Annotated in this window: 17 protein-coding genes; 13 read left to right on the top strand and 4 right to left on the bottom strand. The window is 68.4% G+C overall.

The features are described 5' to 3' along the window. The first annotated feature begins 53 nt into the window (after positions 1 to 53). The 5 genes from lysA to prfA all read left to right on the top strand — a co-directional run bounded on the left by lysA (position 54) and on the right by prfA (position 6,961). A complete protein-coding gene (lysA, locus tag RS83_RS16640) occupies positions 54 to 1,496 on the top strand; it encodes a diaminopimelate decarboxylase (RefSeq protein WP_045280563.1) in 1,443 nt (480 codons plus the stop codon). Continuing rightward, positions 1,493 to 2,797: a homoserine dehydrogenase gene (locus tag RS83_RS16635; protein ID WP_045280562.1), complete on the top strand. Its 1,305-nt coding sequence runs from the start codon at positions 1,493 to 1,495 to the stop codon at positions 2,795 to 2,797. Before lysA ends, RS83_RS16635 begins: the two co-directional genes overlap by 4 nt. Further along, positions 2,794 to 3,738 (top strand): homoserine kinase, encoded by a 945-nt coding sequence (thrB, locus tag RS83_RS16630; RefSeq protein WP_045280561.1) that lies wholly within the window; start codon positions 2,794 to 2,796, stop codon positions 3,736 to 3,738. Before RS83_RS16635 ends, thrB begins: the two co-directional genes overlap by 4 nt. Positions 3,739 to 3,893: 155 nt before the next feature. Beyond that, positions 3,894 to 5,870: a transcription termination factor Rho gene (gene rho, locus RS83_RS16625; RefSeq protein WP_156153235.1), complete on the top strand. Its 1,977-nt coding sequence runs from the start codon at positions 3,894 to 3,896 to the stop codon at positions 5,868 to 5,870. Between the two features lie 11 nt (positions 5,871 to 5,881). Then, a complete protein-coding gene (gene prfA, locus RS83_RS16620; protein WP_045280560.1) occupies positions 5,882 to 6,961 on the top strand; it encodes a peptide chain release factor 1 in 1,080 nt (359 codons plus the stop codon). Positions 6,962 to 6,985: 24 nt separating this feature from the next. Here the strand turns inward: prfA and RS83_RS16615 are convergent, their stop codons facing one another. Both RS83_RS16615 and RS83_RS16610 read right to left on the bottom strand, forming a co-directional pair. Continuing rightward, positions 6,986 to 7,639 (bottom strand): response regulator, encoded by a 654-nt coding sequence (locus RS83_RS16615; RefSeq protein ID WP_045280559.1) that lies wholly within the window; start codon positions 7,637 to 7,639, stop codon positions 6,986 to 6,988. Continuing rightward, positions 7,636 to 9,345 (bottom strand): sensor histidine kinase, encoded by a 1,710-nt coding sequence (locus RS83_RS16610; RefSeq protein ID WP_082071706.1) that lies wholly within the window; start codon positions 9,343 to 9,345, stop codon positions 7,636 to 7,638. Before RS83_RS16610 ends, RS83_RS16615 begins: the two co-directional genes overlap by 4 nt. A gap of 146 nt (positions 9,346 to 9,491) precedes the next feature. On the opposite strand from RS83_RS16610, the gene RS83_RS16605 reads away from it, so the two are divergent. Further along, the gene (locus RS83_RS16605) at positions 9,492 to 11,036 is read left to right on the top strand and encodes a CitMHS family transporter (RefSeq protein WP_045280558.1); all 1,545 of its coding nucleotides are present in this window, start codon (positions 9,492 to 9,494) and stop codon (positions 11,034 to 11,036) included. A 66-nt stretch (positions 11,037 to 11,102) separates the two neighbouring features. Further along, complete coding sequence (locus RS83_RS16600; protein ID WP_045280557.1) at positions 11,103 to 11,504, top strand: phage holin family protein; 402 nt, start codon at positions 11,103 to 11,105, stop codon at positions 11,502 to 11,504. Positions 11,505 to 11,529: 25 nt separating this feature from the next. Here RS83_RS16600 and epsC read toward each other — a convergent pair whose 3' ends face one another. Next, positions 11,530 to 12,093, bottom strand: coding sequence for a serine O-acetyltransferase EpsC (gene epsC / locus RS83_RS16595; protein WP_045280556.1), 564 nt, complete (start codon positions 12,091 to 12,093; stop codon positions 11,530 to 11,532). Between the two features lie 12 nt (positions 12,094 to 12,105). Next, the gene (gene cysK, locus RS83_RS16590; protein ID WP_045280555.1) at positions 12,106 to 13,044 is read right to left on the bottom strand and encodes a cysteine synthase A; all 939 of its coding nucleotides are present in this window, start codon (positions 13,042 to 13,044) and stop codon (positions 12,106 to 12,108) included. A 100-nt stretch (positions 13,045 to 13,144) separates the two neighbouring features. Between cysK and prmC the strand changes: the two genes are divergently transcribed. The 6 genes from prmC (at position 13,145) to atpE (ending at position 17,785) form a co-directional block, all read left to right on the top strand. Continuing rightward, positions 13,145 to 14,005: a peptide chain release factor N(5)-glutamine methyltransferase gene (gene prmC, locus RS83_RS16585; RefSeq protein WP_045280554.1), complete on the top strand. Its 861-nt coding sequence runs from the start codon at positions 13,145 to 13,147 to the stop codon at positions 14,003 to 14,005. A 52-nt stretch (positions 14,006 to 14,057) separates the two neighbouring features. Continuing rightward, positions 14,058 to 14,846 (top strand): L-threonylcarbamoyladenylate synthase, encoded by a 789-nt coding sequence (locus tag RS83_RS16580; protein ID WP_045280553.1) that lies wholly within the window; start codon positions 14,058 to 14,060, stop codon positions 14,844 to 14,846. After that, positions 14,843 to 16,012 (top strand): MraY family glycosyltransferase, encoded by a 1,170-nt coding sequence (locus RS83_RS16575; protein WP_045280552.1) that lies wholly within the window; start codon positions 14,843 to 14,845, stop codon positions 16,010 to 16,012. Before RS83_RS16580 ends, RS83_RS16575 begins: the two co-directional genes overlap by 4 nt. Beyond that, a complete protein-coding gene (locus RS83_RS16570; protein WP_230114634.1) occupies positions 16,012 to 16,584 on the top strand; it encodes a hypothetical protein in 573 nt (190 codons plus the stop codon). The genes RS83_RS16575 and RS83_RS16570 overlap by 1 nt, the downstream gene beginning before the upstream one ends. A gap of 111 nt (positions 16,585 to 16,695) precedes the next feature. Next, positions 16,696 to 17,505 carry a F0F1 ATP synthase subunit A gene (atpB, locus tag RS83_RS16565; RefSeq protein WP_230114668.1) on the top strand — a complete coding sequence of 270 codons (810 nt, stop codon included), beginning with the start codon at positions 16,696 to 16,698 and terminating at the stop codon, positions 17,503 to 17,505. 43 nt (positions 17,506 to 17,548) lie between these two features. Then, the gene (gene atpE / locus RS83_RS16560) at positions 17,549 to 17,785 is read left to right on the top strand and encodes an ATP synthase F0 subunit C (RefSeq protein ID WP_017203132.1); all 237 of its coding nucleotides are present in this window, start codon (positions 17,549 to 17,551) and stop codon (positions 17,783 to 17,785) included. Positions 17,786 to 17,797 lie beyond the last annotated feature (12 nt).

The raw sequence follows: 17,797 nt of genomic DNA, 5'->3' as shown, positions 1-17,797 counted from the left end.
ACAACCTCGATGTGCGCGTCCCCGCCCGAGATCCGTCCCACGATTGGTGTCCAGTGCTTTCCCCTGCCGACTCGCTCGCCCCGGAATGGCTCGTCGTCCCCGAAGACGTGAACGATCTCGCGAACGGTGTGTGGCCGGCGTCGGCCACCCGTGACGGCGATGGCGCACTCGTGCTCGGCGGCGTCAGCGTCCAGGCGCTCGCCCGCACCTATGGCACCCCGGTGCTGGTCCTCGATGAGGACGAGGTGCGCACCCGTGCCCGCGCCTTCCGCACGGCGTTCGACGCTGCGACCGCAGCCCATGGCACCACGGCGCAGGTCTACTACGCCGGCAAAGCGTTCCTGAGCGCCACGGTCGCACGCTGGGTGATCGACGAGGGACTCCGTGTCGACGTCTGCACCGGCGGCGAGCTCGAGGTCGCGCTCGCGGCGGGCGTCGCGCCCGCATCGATCGGCTTCCACGGCAACAACAAGTCGACCGCAGAGCTCGAACGAGCGGTCCAGGTCGGTGTCGGCTCGATCATCGTCGACAGCGATATCGAGATCGAACGGCTCGCCGCGATCACGGCCCGCACCGGCGCCGTCCAGCGCGTCTTCGTGCGCGTGATCAGCGGCGTGCACGCCGAGACGCACGACTTCCTCGCCACGGCGCACGAGGACCAGAAGTTCGGTTTCGCGCTGCCGGATGCCGAGACGGCGGTCGCCCGCATCCGCGAACTGTCGGGACTCGACTTCGCCGGGCTGCACTGCCACATCGGCTCGCAGATCTTCGGCGTCGCCGGGTTCCGTGAGTCCGCGTCGCGGGTGCTCGAGTTGCACGAGCGGCTGCTCGACGGCGGCCCGGTGCCGCAGATGAATCTCGGCGGCGGCTTCGGCATCGCCTACACCCGCATCGACGACCCGACGCCGATCGACGAGCTCGCTGCCGAGATCGTCGCGTCCGTCGCGGACGGATGCGAGGCGCGCGGCATCGCCATCCCGGCGTTGTCCTTCGAACCGGGCAGGGCGATCGTCGGCACCGCGGGTGTGACGCTGTACGAAGTCGGCACGACGAAGGACGTCACGATCGAATCCGGGGCGGTCCGCCGCTACGTGAGCGTCGACGGCGGCATGAGCGACAACGCGCGAACCGCCCTGTACGGCGCGCAGTTCTCGGCCCGACTCGCCTCGCGTGTCGGCTCGGACGCACCGCAGCTGAGCCGGGTCGTCGGGAAGCACTGCGAATCCGGCGATATCGTCGTCGACCACGAGTACCTGCCGGCGGACCTCGTGCCGGGCGACCTGCTCGCGGTCCCGGCGACCGGCGCGTACTGCGTGTCGCTCTCGAGCAACTACAACCACGTTCCACGTCCACCCGTCGTCGCCGTGCGTGGCGGCGAATCGCGAGTGATCGTCCGCGGCGAGACCATCGCCGACCTGCTCTCGCGGGATGCGGGCATCGACGTGGCGAACGACTCCGACGGATCCCGTCCGTCCACCCCTGAAGGAGCAAGATGACTGAGTACCGACGACTTCGCGTGGCACTGCTGGGTGCAGGAGCGGTCGGCTCCCAGGTGGCGGCGCTGCTGCTGCGCCACGGAGACGAGCTGGCTGATCGCGCCGGCGCTTCGCTCGAACTGGCCGGCATCGCGGTGCGCAACCTCGATGCGCCGCGTGACACGGATCTCCCGAAGGAACTCTTCACGACCGACGCCGAGTCGCTGATCCTCGGGGCCGACATCGTGATCGAGCTCATCGGCGGCATCGAGCCGGCTCGCTCGAACATCCTCCAGGCGATCGGCTCCGGCGCCGACGTGGTCACCGCCAACAAGGCGTTGCTCGCCACCCACGGCCCTGAGCTCTTCGAGGCGGCCGACCGCGTGGGCGCATCCGTGTACTACGAGGCCGCCGCGGCAGGTGCGATCCCGATCATCCGCCCGCTGCGCGACTCGCTCGCCGGCGACCGCGTGGTGCGCATCATGGGCATCGTGAACGGCACGACGAACTACATCCTCGACCGCATGGACACCGAGGGCGCCGACTTCGCCGACGTGCTCGCCGACGCGCAGCGCCTCGGGTACGCCGAGTCAGACCCGACGGCAGACGTCGAGGGCTACGACGCGGCGCAGAAGGCCGCGATCCTCGCGAGCCTCGCGTTCCACACGGCCGTGCCGCTCGACGCCGTGTACCGCGAGGGCATCACCTCGATCACGGCATCCATGATCGAAGAGGCCCGTGCGGCCGGCTTCGTGATCAAGCTGCTCGCGGTGTGCGAGCGCCTCGAGGCGAACGGCGACGAGTCGATCTCGGTGCGCGTGTACCCGGCACTGGTACCCAAGACGCACCCGCTCGCCGCCGTCCACGGCGCGAACAACGCGGTGTTCGTCGAGGCCGAGGCCGCCGGTTCGCTGATGTTCTACGGCGCGGGCGCCGGTGGCGTGCAGACGGCATCCGCCGTGCTCGGTGACGTCGTGTCCGCAGCTCGTCGGCATATCGCCGGCGGCGTGGGTGTGGGCGAGTCCACCAGGGCGAACCTCCCGGTGGTCCCGATCGGGCACGTCACGACCCGGTACCAGATCACGCTCGAGGTCGCGGATGCTCCCGGCGTGCTCGCCACGGTCGCCGGCACCCTGAGCGACGGCGGCGTCTCCGTGGCGACGGTCGTGCAGACGGTCGACGGCGAGGCCGAGCCGACCGCGCGGCTCATCATCGGCACCCACCGCGCGACCGAGAGCGCGCTCAGCGCCACCGTCGACGCCCTGGCCGACAGCTCCGTCGTCGAGCGCGTGGTCTCCGTGCTGCGCGTGGAAGGCGAGTGACGGTGGCGCTCGGCCGCACGGTCGACGTCAGAGTCCCCGCCACCAGCGCCAACCTCGGTCCCGGGTTCGACACGCTCGGCCTCGCACTGAGCATCTACGACTCGCTCGAGGTGACCGAGCTTCCGGCAGGTGAGCTCGAGATCCGCGTGAGCGGGACCGGTGCTGCCGAGATCCCGACGGATGCCTCCAACCTCGTCGTGCGCTCGATCGCCCACGTGTTCGCCGACGCGGATCGCCCGATGCCCGGACTGCGCATCGTCGCCGAGAACGGTGTGCCGCACGGGCGCGGTCTCGGATCCTCCGGTGCTGCGGTGACCGCCGGCGTGCTCGCGGCGAAGGGACTGCTGGCGGGCGACGTCGAGATCAGCGACGAAGACCTCCTGCGCCTCGCGACAGAGCTCGAAGGACACCCGGACAACGTGGCCCCCGCCCTGTTCGGCGGCCTCACGATCGCCTGGGTGGGCGAGCGCGGACCGCAGCACAAGAAGCTGCTGGTGCACCGCGGTGTCTCGCCGCTCGTGCTCGTTCCCTCCTACACGATGTCGACCTCGCAGGCTCGATCCCTGCAGCCGCCGCAGGTGTCGACGGCTGACGCGATCTTCAACGTCTCGCGCTCCGCGCTGCTCATCGCCGCGATGATGCAGAGCCCGGAGCTGCTGCTCGACGCCACCGCCGATCGCCTGCACCAGGACTATCGTGCTGGTGCCATGCCTGAGACGCAGCGTCTCGTGCAGGCGCTGCGTGCAGCCGGGTTCGCTGCGGTCGTCTCCGGTGCAGGTCCGAGCGTCCTGGTGCTCGCCGACGGTCCCGGCAGTCGTCAGGATGCGGTGGAACTCGCGAACCGGGTGACCGACACCCCGTGGGACTCGCTCCTGCTCGCTGTCGATGTGCGTGGTGGTACAGTGGGGGATCGAGCGGAGGGCTTCCACGTAGCTTCGTGAATCTGGCCCCATTGCAACTCTGCAAGACCCGCACGCAAACCCCCACGGCATACGTGCCCAAGGCCGGCTGACGCCGAGCGTCAGCCCGTGCGATCGCGCGCAGCACCCGTTGTGCGCGTACACCGCTCGTTTCCCATGACATAGAGGGAGTGCTCGTGGAGAATTTCTCCGAGACCCAGAACGACCAGGCGGCTCCGGCTGCCGCAGCTCCGGCCGTGAGTGCCGAAGCGACCACCGAGGCCGCACCGGCGCGCAAGCGCGCGCCGCGTCGTGCGACCAGCGCGACCGCAGCAGCGAAGGCCGAGAAGGCCGCCGCGGAATCCAAGACGGATGCCGCGCCCGCCGCAGCACCGAGCAACGATGGCGAGACCGCAGAGGCCGCCCCCAAGGCGAAGGCGCCGCGTCGCAGCCGCGCCAAGAAGGCCGATGCCGAGGCTCCCGCAGCCGACGCATCCGCCGCAGAGGCATCAGCAGCTCCCGCGAAGGACGACTCGTCCAGCAGCGATTCGGCCAAGAGCGACTCCGCCAAGAGCGACTCCGCCAAGAGCGACTCCGCCAAGAGCGCTGACGTCACGAGCGATGCTCCCAAGAGCGACGCCGCGTCTGCCGGTGACGCCGCCGAGGCTCCCGCCGCTGCTCCCAAGACCTCCGGTCGTGGCCGTCGCGGTGCGCAGAAGCCCGCTGCCGACGCCGAGGTTCCGGCCGCACAGAACTCCGAGGCTCCCGCAGAGTCCTCGCAGCCGTCGAACGACGCCGACTCCGGCGACGGAGACGAGCAGGGCGGCCGCAACCGCAGCCGCAACCGCAGCCGCAACCGCGGTCGCGGTCAGAACGGCGCGGCGCAGGAGCAGCAGCAGCCTGCAGCGGACGACGAGCAGGGCGGCAACAGCCGTAACCGTCAGCGCAACAAGCGCCGCAGCGGCGCTCCCACCGACGAGTTCGACACCGAGATCGGCGAGGACGACGTCCTGATCCCGATCGCCGGAATCCTCGACGTGCTCGACAACTACGCCTTCGTGCGCACCACCGGCTACCTCGCCGGCCCCAGCGACGTCTACGTCTCGCTCGGACAGGTGAAGAAGTACAACCTGCGCAAGGGTGACGCGATCGTCGGCTCGATCAAGCAGCCGCGCGAGAACGAGCAGCAGGGTCGCCAGAAGTACAACGCCCTGGTCAAGGTCGACTCGATCAACGGCCTCTCGATCGACGACGCGGCCACCCGCGTCGAGTTCGGCAAGCTCACGCCGCTCTACCCGCAGGAGCGCCTGCGTCTGGAGACCGCGCCCGAGAAGCTCACGCAGCGCATCATCGACCTCGTCGCGCCGATCGGCAAGGGACAGCGCGGCCTGATCGTCGCTCCGCCCAAGGCAGGCAAGACGATCGTGCTGCAGCAGATCGCGAACGCGATCGCGCAGAACAACCCCGAGGTCCATCTCATGGTCGTGCTCGTCGACGAGCGCCCCGAAGAGGTCACCGACATGGAGCGCACCGTCAAGGGCGAGGTCATCGCCTCGACGTTCGACCGCCCCGCCGAGGACCACACCACGGTCGCCGAGCTCGCGATCGAACGCGCCAAGCGCCTCGTCGAGCTCGGTCGCGACGTGGTCGTGCTGCTCGACTCGATCACCCGCCTCGGCCGCGCGTACAACCTCGCGGCTCCGGCATCCGGTCGTGTGCTCAGCGGTGGCGTCGATGCATCGGCGCTCTACCCGCCCAAGCGCTTCTTCGGTGCTGCGCGCAACATCGAGAACGGCGGATCGCTCACGATCCTCGCGACCGCGCTCGTCGAGACCGGCTCCAAGATGGACGAGGTCATCTTCGAGGAGTTCAAGGGCACCGGCAACAGCGAACTGCGCCTGTCGCGCTCGCTCGCCGACAAGCGCATCTTCCCGGCCGTCGACGTCAACGCGTCGAGCACCCGCCGCGAAGAGATGCTGCTCTCGACCGACGAGGTCAAGATCACCTGGAAGCTGCGTCGCGCCCTCGCCGGTCTCGACCAGCAGCAGGCACTCGAGGTCGTGCTCGGTAAGCTCCGCGAGACGAACTCCAACGTCGAGTTCCTCGTGCAGATGCAGAAGTCGATCCCCACGCTGCCGTCAGGCGCACACGGGCACGACAACAACATCCGCTGACCGGAGCCGCTGTGTTCGAGTCCGTTCAGGCGCTGATCGACGAGCATCGCCGGGTGCAGGAGGAACTCTCCGACCCGGCGGTGCACGCCGACGCAGCCAGGGCGAAGCGCGTCAACCGTCGCTACGCCGAGCTCTCGCGGATCGTCGCCGCCTACGATGCGTGGGTCGCGGCCTCCGATGACCTCGACGCTGCGCGAGAGTTCGCGCGTGAGGATGAGGCGTTCGCCGCAGAGGTCCCCGAGCTCGAAGAGGGACTGCAAGCGGCGCAGGAGAAGCTCCGGCGTCTCCTGATCCCGCGTGACCCGGATGACGCGCGCGACGTGATCATGGAGATCAAGGCGGGGGAGGGCGGCGCCGAGTCGGCGCTGTTCGCTGCCGATCTGCTGCGCATGTACATCCAGTACGCCGCCTCGAAGGGCTGGAAGACCGAGCTCCTCGAACGCAACGAGTCCGACCTCGGCGGCTACAAGGACGTCCAGCTCGCGATCAAGGGATCGTCGACCGACCCAGCGCAGGGCGTCTGGGCGCACCTCAAGTACGAGGGCGGCGTGCACCGCGTGCAGCGGGTGCCGGCCACCGAGTCGCAGGGACGGATCCACACCTCGACCACGGGTGTGCTGGTGTTTCCCGAGGTCGACGAGCCGGACGAGATCGCGATCAGCCAGAACGATCTGAAGATCGATGTCTTCCGCTCCTCCGGCCCCGGCGGCCAGTCGGTGAACACGACCGACTCCGCGGTGCGCATCACGCACCTGCCGACGGGCATCGTCGTTTCGATGCAGAACGAGAAGTCCCAGCTGCAGAACCGTGAGGCCGGCATGCGCGTGCTGCGTGCCAGGATCCTCGCGAAGCAGCAGGAGGAGATCGACGCTGCGGCATCCGACGCCCGCAAGTCGCAGATCCGCGGCATGGATCGTTCAGAGCGGATCCGCACCTACAACTTCCCGGAGAACCGCATCGCGGATCATCGCACCGGGTTCAAGGCGTACAACCTCGATCAGGTCATGGACGGCGCGCTCGAGCCGATCATCGAGTCGGCGATCGCCGCTGATGAGGAAGCACGGCTCGCGGCGGTGGGCTCCGAGTCCTGAGCTGAGGCGAGTGCGCCCGGCGGATCAGGTCCGTGCAGCGTACCGATGCTCGGGGCGACCGGCGGCGCCGTAGCGGAGCCGCACCTCCACGATGGTCCTGGCAGCGAGGGCTGCGAGGTGTCGCTGGGCGGTGGCCCGCGAGATGCCGACGCGTTCGCCGACCTCGGCAGCCGACGCTTCGCCGTCGCCGAGTGCGGCGAGCACGAGTTGCTCCGTCGCCGATCGCGACATCGATACCGGCTCGCCTGCGCCGTGCAGGATGCCGAGCGCCCTGTCGATATCGTCCTGCCGCACTGCGCGGTCGCCGGCGAGGAGATTGCGGTAGCGGGAGTACCGGTCCAGCAGGCCGGACAAGGCACGCCGTTCGAAGGGCTTCACGAGGTAGCCGATCGCCCCTGACCGCAGCGCACGGCGCACGGTCGGTGCGTCGTCGGCCGCCGAGATCAGCACGGCGTCGATTCCCGTTTCGCGGACCAGCGTGATGCCGTCGCCGTCGGGGAGGAACACGTCGGCCAGCAGCAGGTCGGGACGGGAGGAGCGGATGCTGTCGCGCGCCTCCGCGAGAGACCGCACGGTCTGCGTCACCATCAGCCCCGGATGCTCGTCCACGATGCCCTGATGCAGCTGTGCGACGCGGAAGTCGTCGTCGAGGATGAGCACCCGGAGCGGATCGGTCATGACTTCTCCCTGTTCGTGTTCGGAGCCGTGCGCTCGCTCGGAGCGTCGCGGTCGTGCGGAGCCCCGTGTTCGGGCGGAGCGTGGCCGACGGCTCCGCCGAGGCGGGCGGCGAACACGGCGCCGTGGTCGTCGTCCCCGGGGTCGATGATCCAGAGGTCGCCACCGCTGCGGCGGGCGATCTCGGTCGACAGCGGGATGCCGATTCCGTGACCGTGCACGCTCTCAGTGGCTTCGTCCTCGGTCATGCGAGGCGACATCGGTTCGTTCCCGCGGAGGCCGTCGCCCGAGTCGGCCACGGTGACCACGAGCGCGTCGCCGTCGTCCAGCACGGCGACCTCGACCCATCGCGGCGTCCGCCCGCCGGAGACGGCCGCGGTGACGGCGTTGTCGATGAGGTTCCCGAGCACGGCAGCGACGTCTTCCGCGGTGACGACGCTGCCGATCAGCTGCGTGTCGTCGGCGATGCGCAGCACGACCCCGCGTTCGCCTGCCTCCATGCCCTTGGCGCCGAGGAAGGAATGCAGGAACGGGTCGCCGAGGAGCTCGAGTCCCGCGACGGGAAACGCCACCGACCCCCGCTCCACGAGTTCGCCGAGGAAGGCCCTGGCGTCCGGCACACGCTCCGCGTCGATCAGTCCGGCGGCGACGTGCATCCGGTTGGCGAACTCGTGACGCTGCACCCGGAGGGCCCCGGTCATCGTCCTGACGGTCTCGAGCCGCTCGGTCAGCGCGATGAGATCGGTGCGGTCGCGCACGATCAGCACATCGCCCAGCGCGCGCCCATCGCGCACGACCGGGCGTGAGTCGAGATAGAGCATTCGGTCGCCGACCACAGCACTCGATCGGGCGAGTGCGCCGGTCGCCGTGCCGACCACGGCTGGCGGGAGACCGAGTGCCTCGAACGGTCGTCCGACAGGGGAGTCGAGCCCGAGGAAGCGGTCTGCGGCGGCGTTGCTGACCCTGACGATCCCCTGCGTGTCGATCGCGAGCACGCCGTCGTCGACGCCGTTCAGCACCGCGGTCTGGTTCTGCACGAGGGCGACGAGCTCCTCCGGCTGCACCCCGAGGGTCAGGCGCTCCCAGCGTCGGCGGAGCAGGAGGAAGGCCAGCATCGCAAGCACCAGGGCTCCGCCCGCCGTGAGTGCGATCACGGCGAGCAGCGGCGGCAGATCGTCGAAGACGCCTGCGCGTTCGAAGCCGACGCTGACCTCGCCGACCGGCGTGCCGCTCGAGTCTCGGACCGGCACCTTGGCACGCGCGGAGTCGCCGAGCGTGCCGGTCTGCCAGTCGACGATCTCCGCACCCTCCAGCACCGCTTCGTACGGTGTGCTGACCTCTTCGCCGATGCGAGAGGGAGTCGGATGGGCGAGACGGATGCCGTTGTCATCGGTGATCACGACGAACAGCGCTCCGGTGCGGCCGGCGACATCGGATGCGAGACGTTGCAGGTCGCCGGTGCGGAGCTCATCGGCATCGGGCTCCCGCTCGGACGCCGAGATCCTGGTCACCTCTGCGCGCACCTGCGGGTCCTCGGCCAGGGTCCTGGCGATGCCGAGGGCGGTGGACTCGGCTTCGGCGCGCAGCTGCTGCACCGCGAGCAGCAGGTACACCCCGGTGCACAGGACGACCACGAGGGCGACGGTGGCGAGATGCAGCAGGAGCGCGCGGGTCGCGAACCGGGTTCGGTTCGTCGTCGTTCTCGGCATCGTTGCTCCTCTCGCGCAATATGCGCAGAACTCACGCTACGCGCACAACCGTCGGGAATGCGGGATACCGCACCCCGCGTGCGTCGTTTCCCTAGTCTCATCAGGATCCGTCACCGCCGACGGAGCCACGACGAAGGAGTCACCGCATGCCCGACGCATTCACCGGCCTGCTCGCGGCCGCCGAAGAGGCGCCAACGTACGACGTCGCATTCGTGCCGCCCGAATGGGTGCTCGTGCTCCTCGGATTCACGATGGTGCTGGCGTTCATGACGCTCATCATGACCAAGCGGCTCACCCCGATGGTCGCGCTGATCCTCGTCCCGACGGCCTTCGGCCTGTTCGCGGGCGCAGGGCTCGGTCTCGGCGACATGATCCTCGACGCGATCGGCACGATGGCGCCGACTGCAGCGCTGCTCATGTTCGCGATCATGTTCTTCGGCATCATGATCGACGTCGGGTTGTTCGACCCGCTGATCCGCCTGATCACGCGCGTGCTCGGCGATGACCCGGCGAAGGTGGTGCTCGGCACCGCACTGCTGGCGGGTGCCGTCTCGCTGGACGGCGACGGCTCGACGACGTTCATCATCACGACCTCGGCGATGCTCCCCATCTATCTTCGGCTCGGGATGAGCCCTGTCGTGCTCACCTGCGTCGCCGGTCTCATGAACGGCACGCTGAACATCGTGCCGTGGGGTGGACCGACGGTGCGCGCTGCGACGGCTCTCGGGCTGCAGCCGACCGACATCTTCGTGCCGATGCTGCCGGCGTTGGGCGCCGGACTCGTCGTGACGCTCGGGTTCGCGTGGATCCTGGGCCTGCAGGAGCGTCGACGCCTCGGGCGCCTGGACTCCGACGGCCTGCTTCCTCACGCCGACGGCGGCGCACTGAGCACCGTGCCGCGGATCTTCCGCGGAGCGGACCCGAAGCCGGGCGCCCGCGCGGCGCTCCGTACCGGCAACATCGTGGTCGTCGCTGGCGGTCGCGGTCCCGTCGCGGCCGCGAGCGTCGATCCCGCCGACACGGCGATGGCCGACACCATGCTGGACCCAACCAGGCCGACGCTCCGTCCGAAGCTGATCTGGTTCAACCTGGTGCTCACGCTGGCCGTCATGGTGCTGCTCGTGCTCGACATCCTGCCGCTGCCGTACGTGTTCATGGTGGGCGCCGGCATCGCCTTGCTCGTCAACTTCCGCGGTATCAAGGACCAGGCCTCCGAGATCGTCGCGCACGCGCCCAGCATCGTCGGCGTCGTGTCGATGGTCATCGCGGCCGGTGTCCTCGTCGGCGTGCTCACCGGCACCGGGATGGTCGACGCGATGGCGACGTGGATCACGAACGTGCTGCCCCCGGCGCTCGGTCCGTTCCTCGCTCCGATCACCGGCCTCCTCTCCATCCCGTTCACGTTCTTCATGTCGAATGATGCGTTCTACTTCGGCATCCTCCCGGTGCTGGCACAGAGTGCGGCGAGCTTCGGCATCGACCCGGTGGAGATGGCCAGGGCATCGATCACCGGCCAGCCCGTGCATCTGCAGAGCCCGCTCGTGCCGGCGATCCTGCTGCTCGTCTCGCTCGCAGGCGTGAACCTGGGTGACCATCACCGCAAGGTGCTGTGGCGTGCGGCGATCGTGTCGCTGGTGATGCTCGGAGTCGGCATCCTGGTCGGAGCAATCCCGCTCTTCGTGGCGCAGTGAGTCGCGCCGGCGGGAGCGCGGATACCGGGCTCCCGCCGGTCGGCCTGAGAGCGATATGCTCAGCCCGTGCTCACGCTCCTCTTCCGCTCGCTCACGTACCTGCTCTCGGCCGGCATCGGTCTCATCGCCGCCGACCTGCTGCTCCCGGGCTTCCAGATCCAGTGGAGCGAGTGGTGGGGCTTCGTCATCTGCATCGTGATCTTCGCGATCCTGCAGAGCGTGCTCTCGCCGTGGGTGAGCAGGCTCGCCGACCGCTACGCCCCGGTGCTGATGGGCGGTATCGGAATCTTCTCGACGCTGATCGCCCTCATCGTGGTCGTGCTGCTCCCGATCGGCGGGCTGCGCATCGTCGATGCGACCGGCTGGCTGCTCGGCGCAGTCATCGTCTGGCTCGTCACCGCCATCGGCAGCGTGCTGCTGCCGTTGATCTTCCTCAAGAAGAAGGTCAAGGAGAAGCGCTCGCGCTGAACCTCGCTGGCGCTCCGACCGACGATCAGATCGAGTAGTCGGGTGCGGTGAGCAGTGCGCGCGTGTCTTCGCCGACGATACGGTGACGGGGCTTCGCCGGCACCCCGATGAGGATGCTGTCATCCGGCGCATCGCGAGTGACCACTGCGTTCGCGCCGACCACGGAACCGGCTCCGATCGTGATGGGACCGAGGATCTTCGCGCCGGCGCCGACCGCGACGCCGTCACCGAGCGTCGGATGCCGCTTGCCGGATTCGCGGGTGCGGCCACCGAGCGTCACACCGTGGTAGAGCATCACATCGTCGCCGATCTCGGCGGTCTCGCCGATCACGACGCCCATACCGTGATCGATGAAGAAGCGGCGGCCGATCTGCGCGCCGGGGTGGATCTCGACGCCGGTCAGCCAGCGCGAGACCTGCGAGCCGGCGCGTGCCAGCAGCCGCAGCCGTCGGCGCCACAGCGCGTGCGAGACCCGGTGCGCCCAGATGGCGTGCAGCCCCGGATAGAGCAGTGCGACCTCGATGCCGCTGCGTGCCGCTGGGTCGCGGAGCCGCGCCGCCGCGATGTCCTCGCGCATTCGACCGATCATGCTGGTGCGTCCTCAGTCTTCGCGCAGGTCCTCGAAGAGCGCTGTCGAGAGATAGCGCTCACCCGTGTCCGGCAGGATCACGACGATCGTCTTGCCGGCATTCTCGGGCCGCGCTGCGACCTTGAGCGCCGCAGACACCGCAGCGCCGCATGACATGCCGACCAGGAGGCCTTCTTCAGCCATGAGTCGGCGTGCCACCCGGATCGACTCCTCGAACTCGGCGGTGACGACCTCGTCGATCACGTCGCGATCGAGGATCGCCGGCACGAAGTTCGGGCCGATGCCCTGGATCTTGTGGGGCCCGGGGTGACCCTCGCTGAGCACGGGGGAGTCCTTCGGCTCGACCGCGATGACCTGCACCTCGGGCTTGACGGCCTTGAGCGCCTGTCCGGTTCCGGTGATCGTGCCGCCGGTGCCGACCCCGGCGATGAAGATGTCGACAGCGCCGTCAGTATCGCGCAGGATCTCCTGCGCGGTCGTCTCACGGTGGATCTGCGGGTTGGCCGCGTTCTCGAACTGGCGGATCCAGATGGCACCGGGGGTGTCCTCGACGATCTGCTTCGTGACCTCGATCGCGCCGCTCATGCCCTTGGTCGGGTCGGTGAGCACGATCTCGGCGCCGAACGCCTTGAGGAGCAGCCGACGCTCCTTCGACATCGACGCGGGCATCGTGAGGATGACCTTGTAGCCGCGCGCCGCGCCGACCATCGCGAGGGCGATGCCGGTGTTGCCGCTCGTCGACTCCACGATGGTGCCGCCGGGCTGCAGCTCGCCGGAGGCCTCAGCCGCGTTGATCATCGCGATGCCGATGCGGTCCTTCACGCTCGACGCGGGGTTGTAGTACTCGAGCTTCGCGAGGACGGTGGCGCCCAGTCCCTCGGTCACCTTGTTCAGGCGGACCAGCGGGGTGTTGCCGAACGCGGTCGTGATGTCGGAGTGGATGCCGGGCATTGGGACGCCTTTCCTCTGCGGGTAGCTGCAGCCTCAGCCTATGGGAGGTCTCCTGGAGGGGCGGCATTGTGACACCTCTCGGCGCTCTACGCTGGAACGCATGTCTGACACCTCCCTCGCGTCCATCGTGCGCGCCGCCGCGCAGCGACTTGCCGATGCCGGCGTGCCGGATCCGCTGGTGGATGCAGAGCTCCTCGCAGGTCACGTGCTGGGGCTTCGGCGGGGTGAGGTGCAGGCGGCACTGATCCGCGGGGACTCGGTCGACGACGCCGCTGCGGCGAAGCTCGATGCGGTGGTGGTCCGGCGCACGGCGCGGGAGCCGCTGCAGCACATCACCGGCACCGCGCCGTTCCGGCACTTGGAACTGGCGGTCGGCCCGGGTGTGTTCGTGCCGCGCCCTGAGACCGAGACGGTCGTGCAGTACGCGATCGATGCGCTGCTGAACTCTCCGGAGGAGTCGCCGATCGGCATCGACCTCGGTACCGGCAGCGGCGCGATCGCGCTCGCGATGGCGACAGAGGTGCCGCATGCGCGCATTCACGCCGCCGAGCTCTCACCGGATGCTCATGTGTGGGCCAGTCGGAACATGGCGGGCGTCGAGAACCTCACGCTCGTGCTGTCGGATCTGGCGACCGCGTTCCCCGAGCTCGACGGCACGGCCGCCGTCGTCATCTCGAATCCGCCCTACGTGCCGGATGCGGCGATCCCGCGCGATCCGGAGGTCCGGCTGTTCGATCCGGCGATGGCGCTGTACGGCGGCGCAGACGGGCTCGACATCGTCCGCGTGCTGAGCACCAGAGCCCTGCAGCTGCTCCGGCCCGGTGGCCTGCTGGTGATCGAGCACGGCGAACTGCAGGGGGAGTCGATCCGCGAGATCCTCACCGCCGATGGCTGGCGGGCTGCCGCCACACACCGCGATCTGACCCTCCGCGACCGCGCCACGACGGCGCTGCGCCCCTGATCATCCGGCTCCGAGCATTCGCCACTCCGACGACGCATAGAATCGAACCGTCATGTCCTCCATCTTCGACTGCCACGACGAGGCACAGCTCCTCGCCGGAATGCGCCACGCACGCCAGGCGATCGGCCGCGGCGACCTCATCGTCATGCCGACCGACACCGTCTACGGCGTCGCGGCCGACGCGTTCTCTCCCGCAGCGGTGCAGAAGCTGCTCGATGCGAAGGGCCGCGGACGCAATCAGCCGCCGCCTGTCCTGATCGGTTCGAAGGACACCCTGTACGCGCTGGCCGAGTCCGTGCCGGAGGCCGTGCAGCGGCTGGTCGACGCGTTCTGGCCCGGTGGGCTCACGATCGTCCTCCCTGCGCAGCCGTCGCTGGTCTGGGACCTGGGGGAGACCCTCGGAACGGTCGCGGTGCGGATGCCGGAGGGCCGCGTGGCGCTGGAGCTGCTGGCAGAGACCGGTCCGCTCGCGGTGTCGAGCGCGAACCTCACCGGCAAGGACGCTGCGATCTCGGCGCATGACGCGGAGCAGATGCTCGGCGAGAGCGTCGCGGTCTATCTGGCAGACGGCATGAGCAAGGACGGCATCGCCTCGACCATCATCGATGCGACCTCCCTGGTCCGCCGCATGGGCGACGACCCGAAGGGCGGTGTCGTGCGCATCCTCCGACACGGCGTCGTGACCCGCGCGCAGCTCGAGGAGGTGCTCGGCGACCTTCTCGAGCCCGAGGCGAAAGCGGCGGACGAGCACGAGCACGACGGCGACCAGCAGCACGAGGAAGCGCAGTCCGGTCAGGCGACGGAGCCGACGCAGGAGGCGCAGCAGGACGGGAATTCGTGAAGCAGTATCTCTTCACGATCATCCTCACCGCCGCGATCACCTTCGCACTGACCTGGGCGGTCTGGAAGCTGAGCCTCCGGTACAAGCTCTATCCCGGCATCCGGGAACGGGACGTGCACACCACTCCCACGCCACGGCTCGGCGGTGTCGCGATGTTCTTCGGCATCGCGATCGCCTTCGGCATCTCGGCGACGAATCCGTTCTTCCAGACCATCTGGATGCCGCCGCAGACGATGTGGTCGGTCCTCGCCGCGTCGTTCCTGATCGCGGTGATCGGCGTGGTCGACGACCTCTGGGACCTCGACTGGATGATCAAGCTGGGCGCGCAGTTCCTCGCGGCCGGCATCATCACGGTCGGCGGTGGTCTGCAGATCCTCTCGTTGCCGTTCGGCGACCTCATCGTGTTCTCGAGCTGGCTCAGCATCACGATCACGATGTTCGCGATCGTGATCGTCATGAACGCGGTGAACTTCATCGACGGGCTCGACGGTCTCGTCGCCGGGGTGTGCCTGATCGCGAACGGCGTGTTCTTCGCGTACTCGTACATCCTCACCCGTGACTCCGGCGCATCCAGCTACTTCAACCTCTCGACGTTCCTCGCGGCGGTGCTGATCGGTGCATGCATCGGATTCCTGCCGTTGAACTGGAGTCCGGCGAAACTGTTCATGGGCGACTCGGGTGCGCTGCTCCTCGGCCTCCTGATGGCGACATCGGCGATCGCCGTGACCGGACAACTGGAGCCCTCGGCGCTCGACCCGGAGCAGCTCGGACGCTCGCAGCTCCTCGGTGCCTTCATCCCGATCCTGCTGCCGCTGCTGGTCGTGCTGCTGCCGCTGCTCGACTTCGGGCTCGCTGTGCTGCGACGCATGAGCGCCGGACGTTCGCCGTTCTCGCCCGACCGCAAGCACCTCCACCACCGGATGCTCGATCTCGGCCACCGCGATCGCGACGCCGTGCTCATCTTCTACGCATGGACGGCAGTGATCTCGCTCGCCGTGCTGCTCATGTACATCGGCGCGCGAGAGGACTGGCCCGGCCAGTACCTCCTGGGCGTCTGCTTCGGCTTGGTCGGCATCGCCGCCTGCCTGCTGATCACACTCCTGCCCACCCGTCGTAAGAAGCCGGTGACGGCGCCCGAGCCCGACCCGACACCCCTGGAGTCATGATGAGCCCGAATCCCGTGTCCAGCAATCCGATCCTGCGACGCACCCTGATCCTGTCCGGCGTCGCGACCGTGATCCTCGCGATCGTCGCCGGCGTCGTGGGCTTCATCGTCGGACAGGCCGAAGGCCTGATCAGCGGCCTGCTCGGTGTCGTGCTCGCCATGCTCTTCCTCGCGATCACCGGCGCCAGCATCCTGATCGCGAACCGCTGGTTCGGTCAGCCCCTCTATGTGCAGCTCTTCTTCGCGATCGTGATGGGGGGCTGGCTGCTCAAACTGGGCCTGTTCCTCGTCATCATGATCGTGCTGAGCGGCCAGCCCTGGATCCACCCGATGGTGTTCTTCCTGTCGATCGTCGCCGGCGTGATCATGTCGCTCGTGATCGACGTGCTGGTGCTCACCAGGATGCGCCTCCCCAACGTCAGCGACATCTCGCTCCCGACCGAGGTTCCCGAGGACCGTGCACCCGGGGTCGTGCTGCCGACCGTGGTCCCGGAGGACCGGGCGCCTGGACGGCACCACATTGTGCCGGAAAAGCCCTCCGACGAGGGCCAGACGGACTCCCGGACCATCTGACTCTGATAGTGTTGAAACGTGCCCGCCGCTCTCCCGCGAGCGCTTGCGCAGTGAAGCACACCGACCATCGTCGCCCCGGTTCTGACCGGTGCCCCGAAGCTGGAGCCCGCGCTGTTTAATCTTGCTGCGACCCTGACCCCTCGACTCGCGTCCTCGGATGGCGAGTTCCACGGTCCGTCGATCGATGAATTCTTCCCGGAGATCCTCTTCCACGTCGGTCCCATCCCCGTCAACCGGATCCACCTGATCCAGCTGCTCTCGGTCGTCGTGGTGGTGCTGATCCTCTGGCTCGGCACCCGTCGCATGAAGGTCATCCCCGGCCGTGGCCAGAGCCTGGTCGAGATGGGGCTCGGATTCGTCCGCACCAACATCGCGCACGACCTGCTCGGCCGCAAGGACGGCGACCGGTTCCTGCCGATCCTCACGACCATCTTCTTCATGGTCCTGTTCATGAACGTCACCGGCATCATCCCGTTCCTGAACATGCCGGGTACCGCCATCATCGCGGTGCCGCTCACGCTGGCCCTGGTCAGCTACGTGACCTTCATCTACGCCGGCATCAAGAAGAGCCCCAAGAACTTCTTCAAGAACGCACTGTTCCCCTCGGGTGTGCCGTGGCCGGTGTACATCATCGTCACGCCGATCGAGCTGATCTCGACCTTCATCATCCGACCGGTCACGCTGACCCTCCGACTTCTGATGAACCTGGTCGTCGGCCACATGATCCTGGTGCTGTGCTTCGCGGCCACCCAGTTCTTCTTCTTCACCGCAGGTGGAGGATGGGCCGCTCTCGGTATCGGCACCCTCGCCTTCGGTGGCGCCTTCACCCTGTTCGAAATCCTGGTCACGGTTCTCCAGGCATACGTCTTCACCGTCCTCACCGCGGTCTACATCCAGCTCGCGGTCGCAGAAGAGCACTGAGCGGGTCGGCAACAGCCTTCCCACCCAACGAAAGGAAAAACCCGTGGACGCAACTACGGTTCTCGCTGAAATCAACGGCCACCTCGCTTCGGTCGGCTACGGCCTCGCAGCGATCGGCCCGGCCATCGGCGTGGGTATCGTCGTGGGCAAGACCATCGAGGGCGTCGCTCGTCAGCCCGAGCTCGCCGGTCGCCTGCAGGTCCTCATGTGGATCGGTATCGCCTTCACCGAGGCGCTTGCATTCGTCGGCATCGCCGTCGGATTCATCCCCTTCCCGTAATCCACACTGACT

Origin of the sequence: Microbacterium oxydans, from assembly GCF_000956525.1 — a bacterium.
Lineage (GTDB): Bacteria > Actinomycetota > Actinomycetes > Actinomycetales > Microbacteriaceae > Microbacterium > Microbacterium oxydans_A.
The sequence above is the reverse complement of the archived record's forward strand: the minus strand, read 5'-3'. Positions and strand labels throughout refer to the sequence as shown.

What these genes read in the sequence shown, in the direction of transcription:
- RS83_RS16635 (WP_045280562.1), top strand. Translation starts at nt 1,493, where the DNA reads ATGACTGAGTACCGACGACTTCGCGTGGCACTGCTGGGTGCAGGAGCG.
- RS83_RS16615 (WP_045280559.1), bottom strand. Translation starts at nt 7,639, where the DNA reads ATGACCGATCCGCTCCGGGTGCTCATCCTCGACGACGACTTCCGCGTC.
- RS83_RS16610 (WP_082071706.1), bottom strand. Translation starts at nt 9,345, where the DNA reads ATGCCGAGAACGACGACGAACCGAACCCGGTTCGCGACCCGCGCGCTC.
- RS83_RS16605 (WP_045280558.1), top strand. Translation starts at nt 9,492, where the DNA reads ATGCCCGACGCATTCACCGGCCTGCTCGCGGCCGCCGAAGAGGCGCCA.
- epsC (WP_045280556.1), bottom strand. Translation starts at nt 12,093, where the DNA reads ATGATCGGTCGAATGCGCGAGGACATCGCGGCGGCGCGGCTCCGCGAC.
- cysK (WP_045280555.1), bottom strand. Translation starts at nt 13,044, where the DNA reads ATGCCCGGCATCCACTCCGACATCACGACCGCGTTCGGCAACACCCCG.
- prmC (WP_045280554.1), top strand. Translation starts at nt 13,145, where the DNA reads ATGTCTGACACCTCCCTCGCGTCCATCGTGCGCGCCGCCGCGCAGCGA.
- RS83_RS16580 (WP_045280553.1), top strand. Translation starts at nt 14,058, where the DNA reads ATGTCCTCCATCTTCGACTGCCACGACGAGGCACAGCTCCTCGCCGGA.
- RS83_RS16570 (WP_230114634.1), top strand. Translation starts at nt 16,012, where the DNA reads ATGAGCCCGAATCCCGTGTCCAGCAATCCGATCCTGCGACGCACCCTG.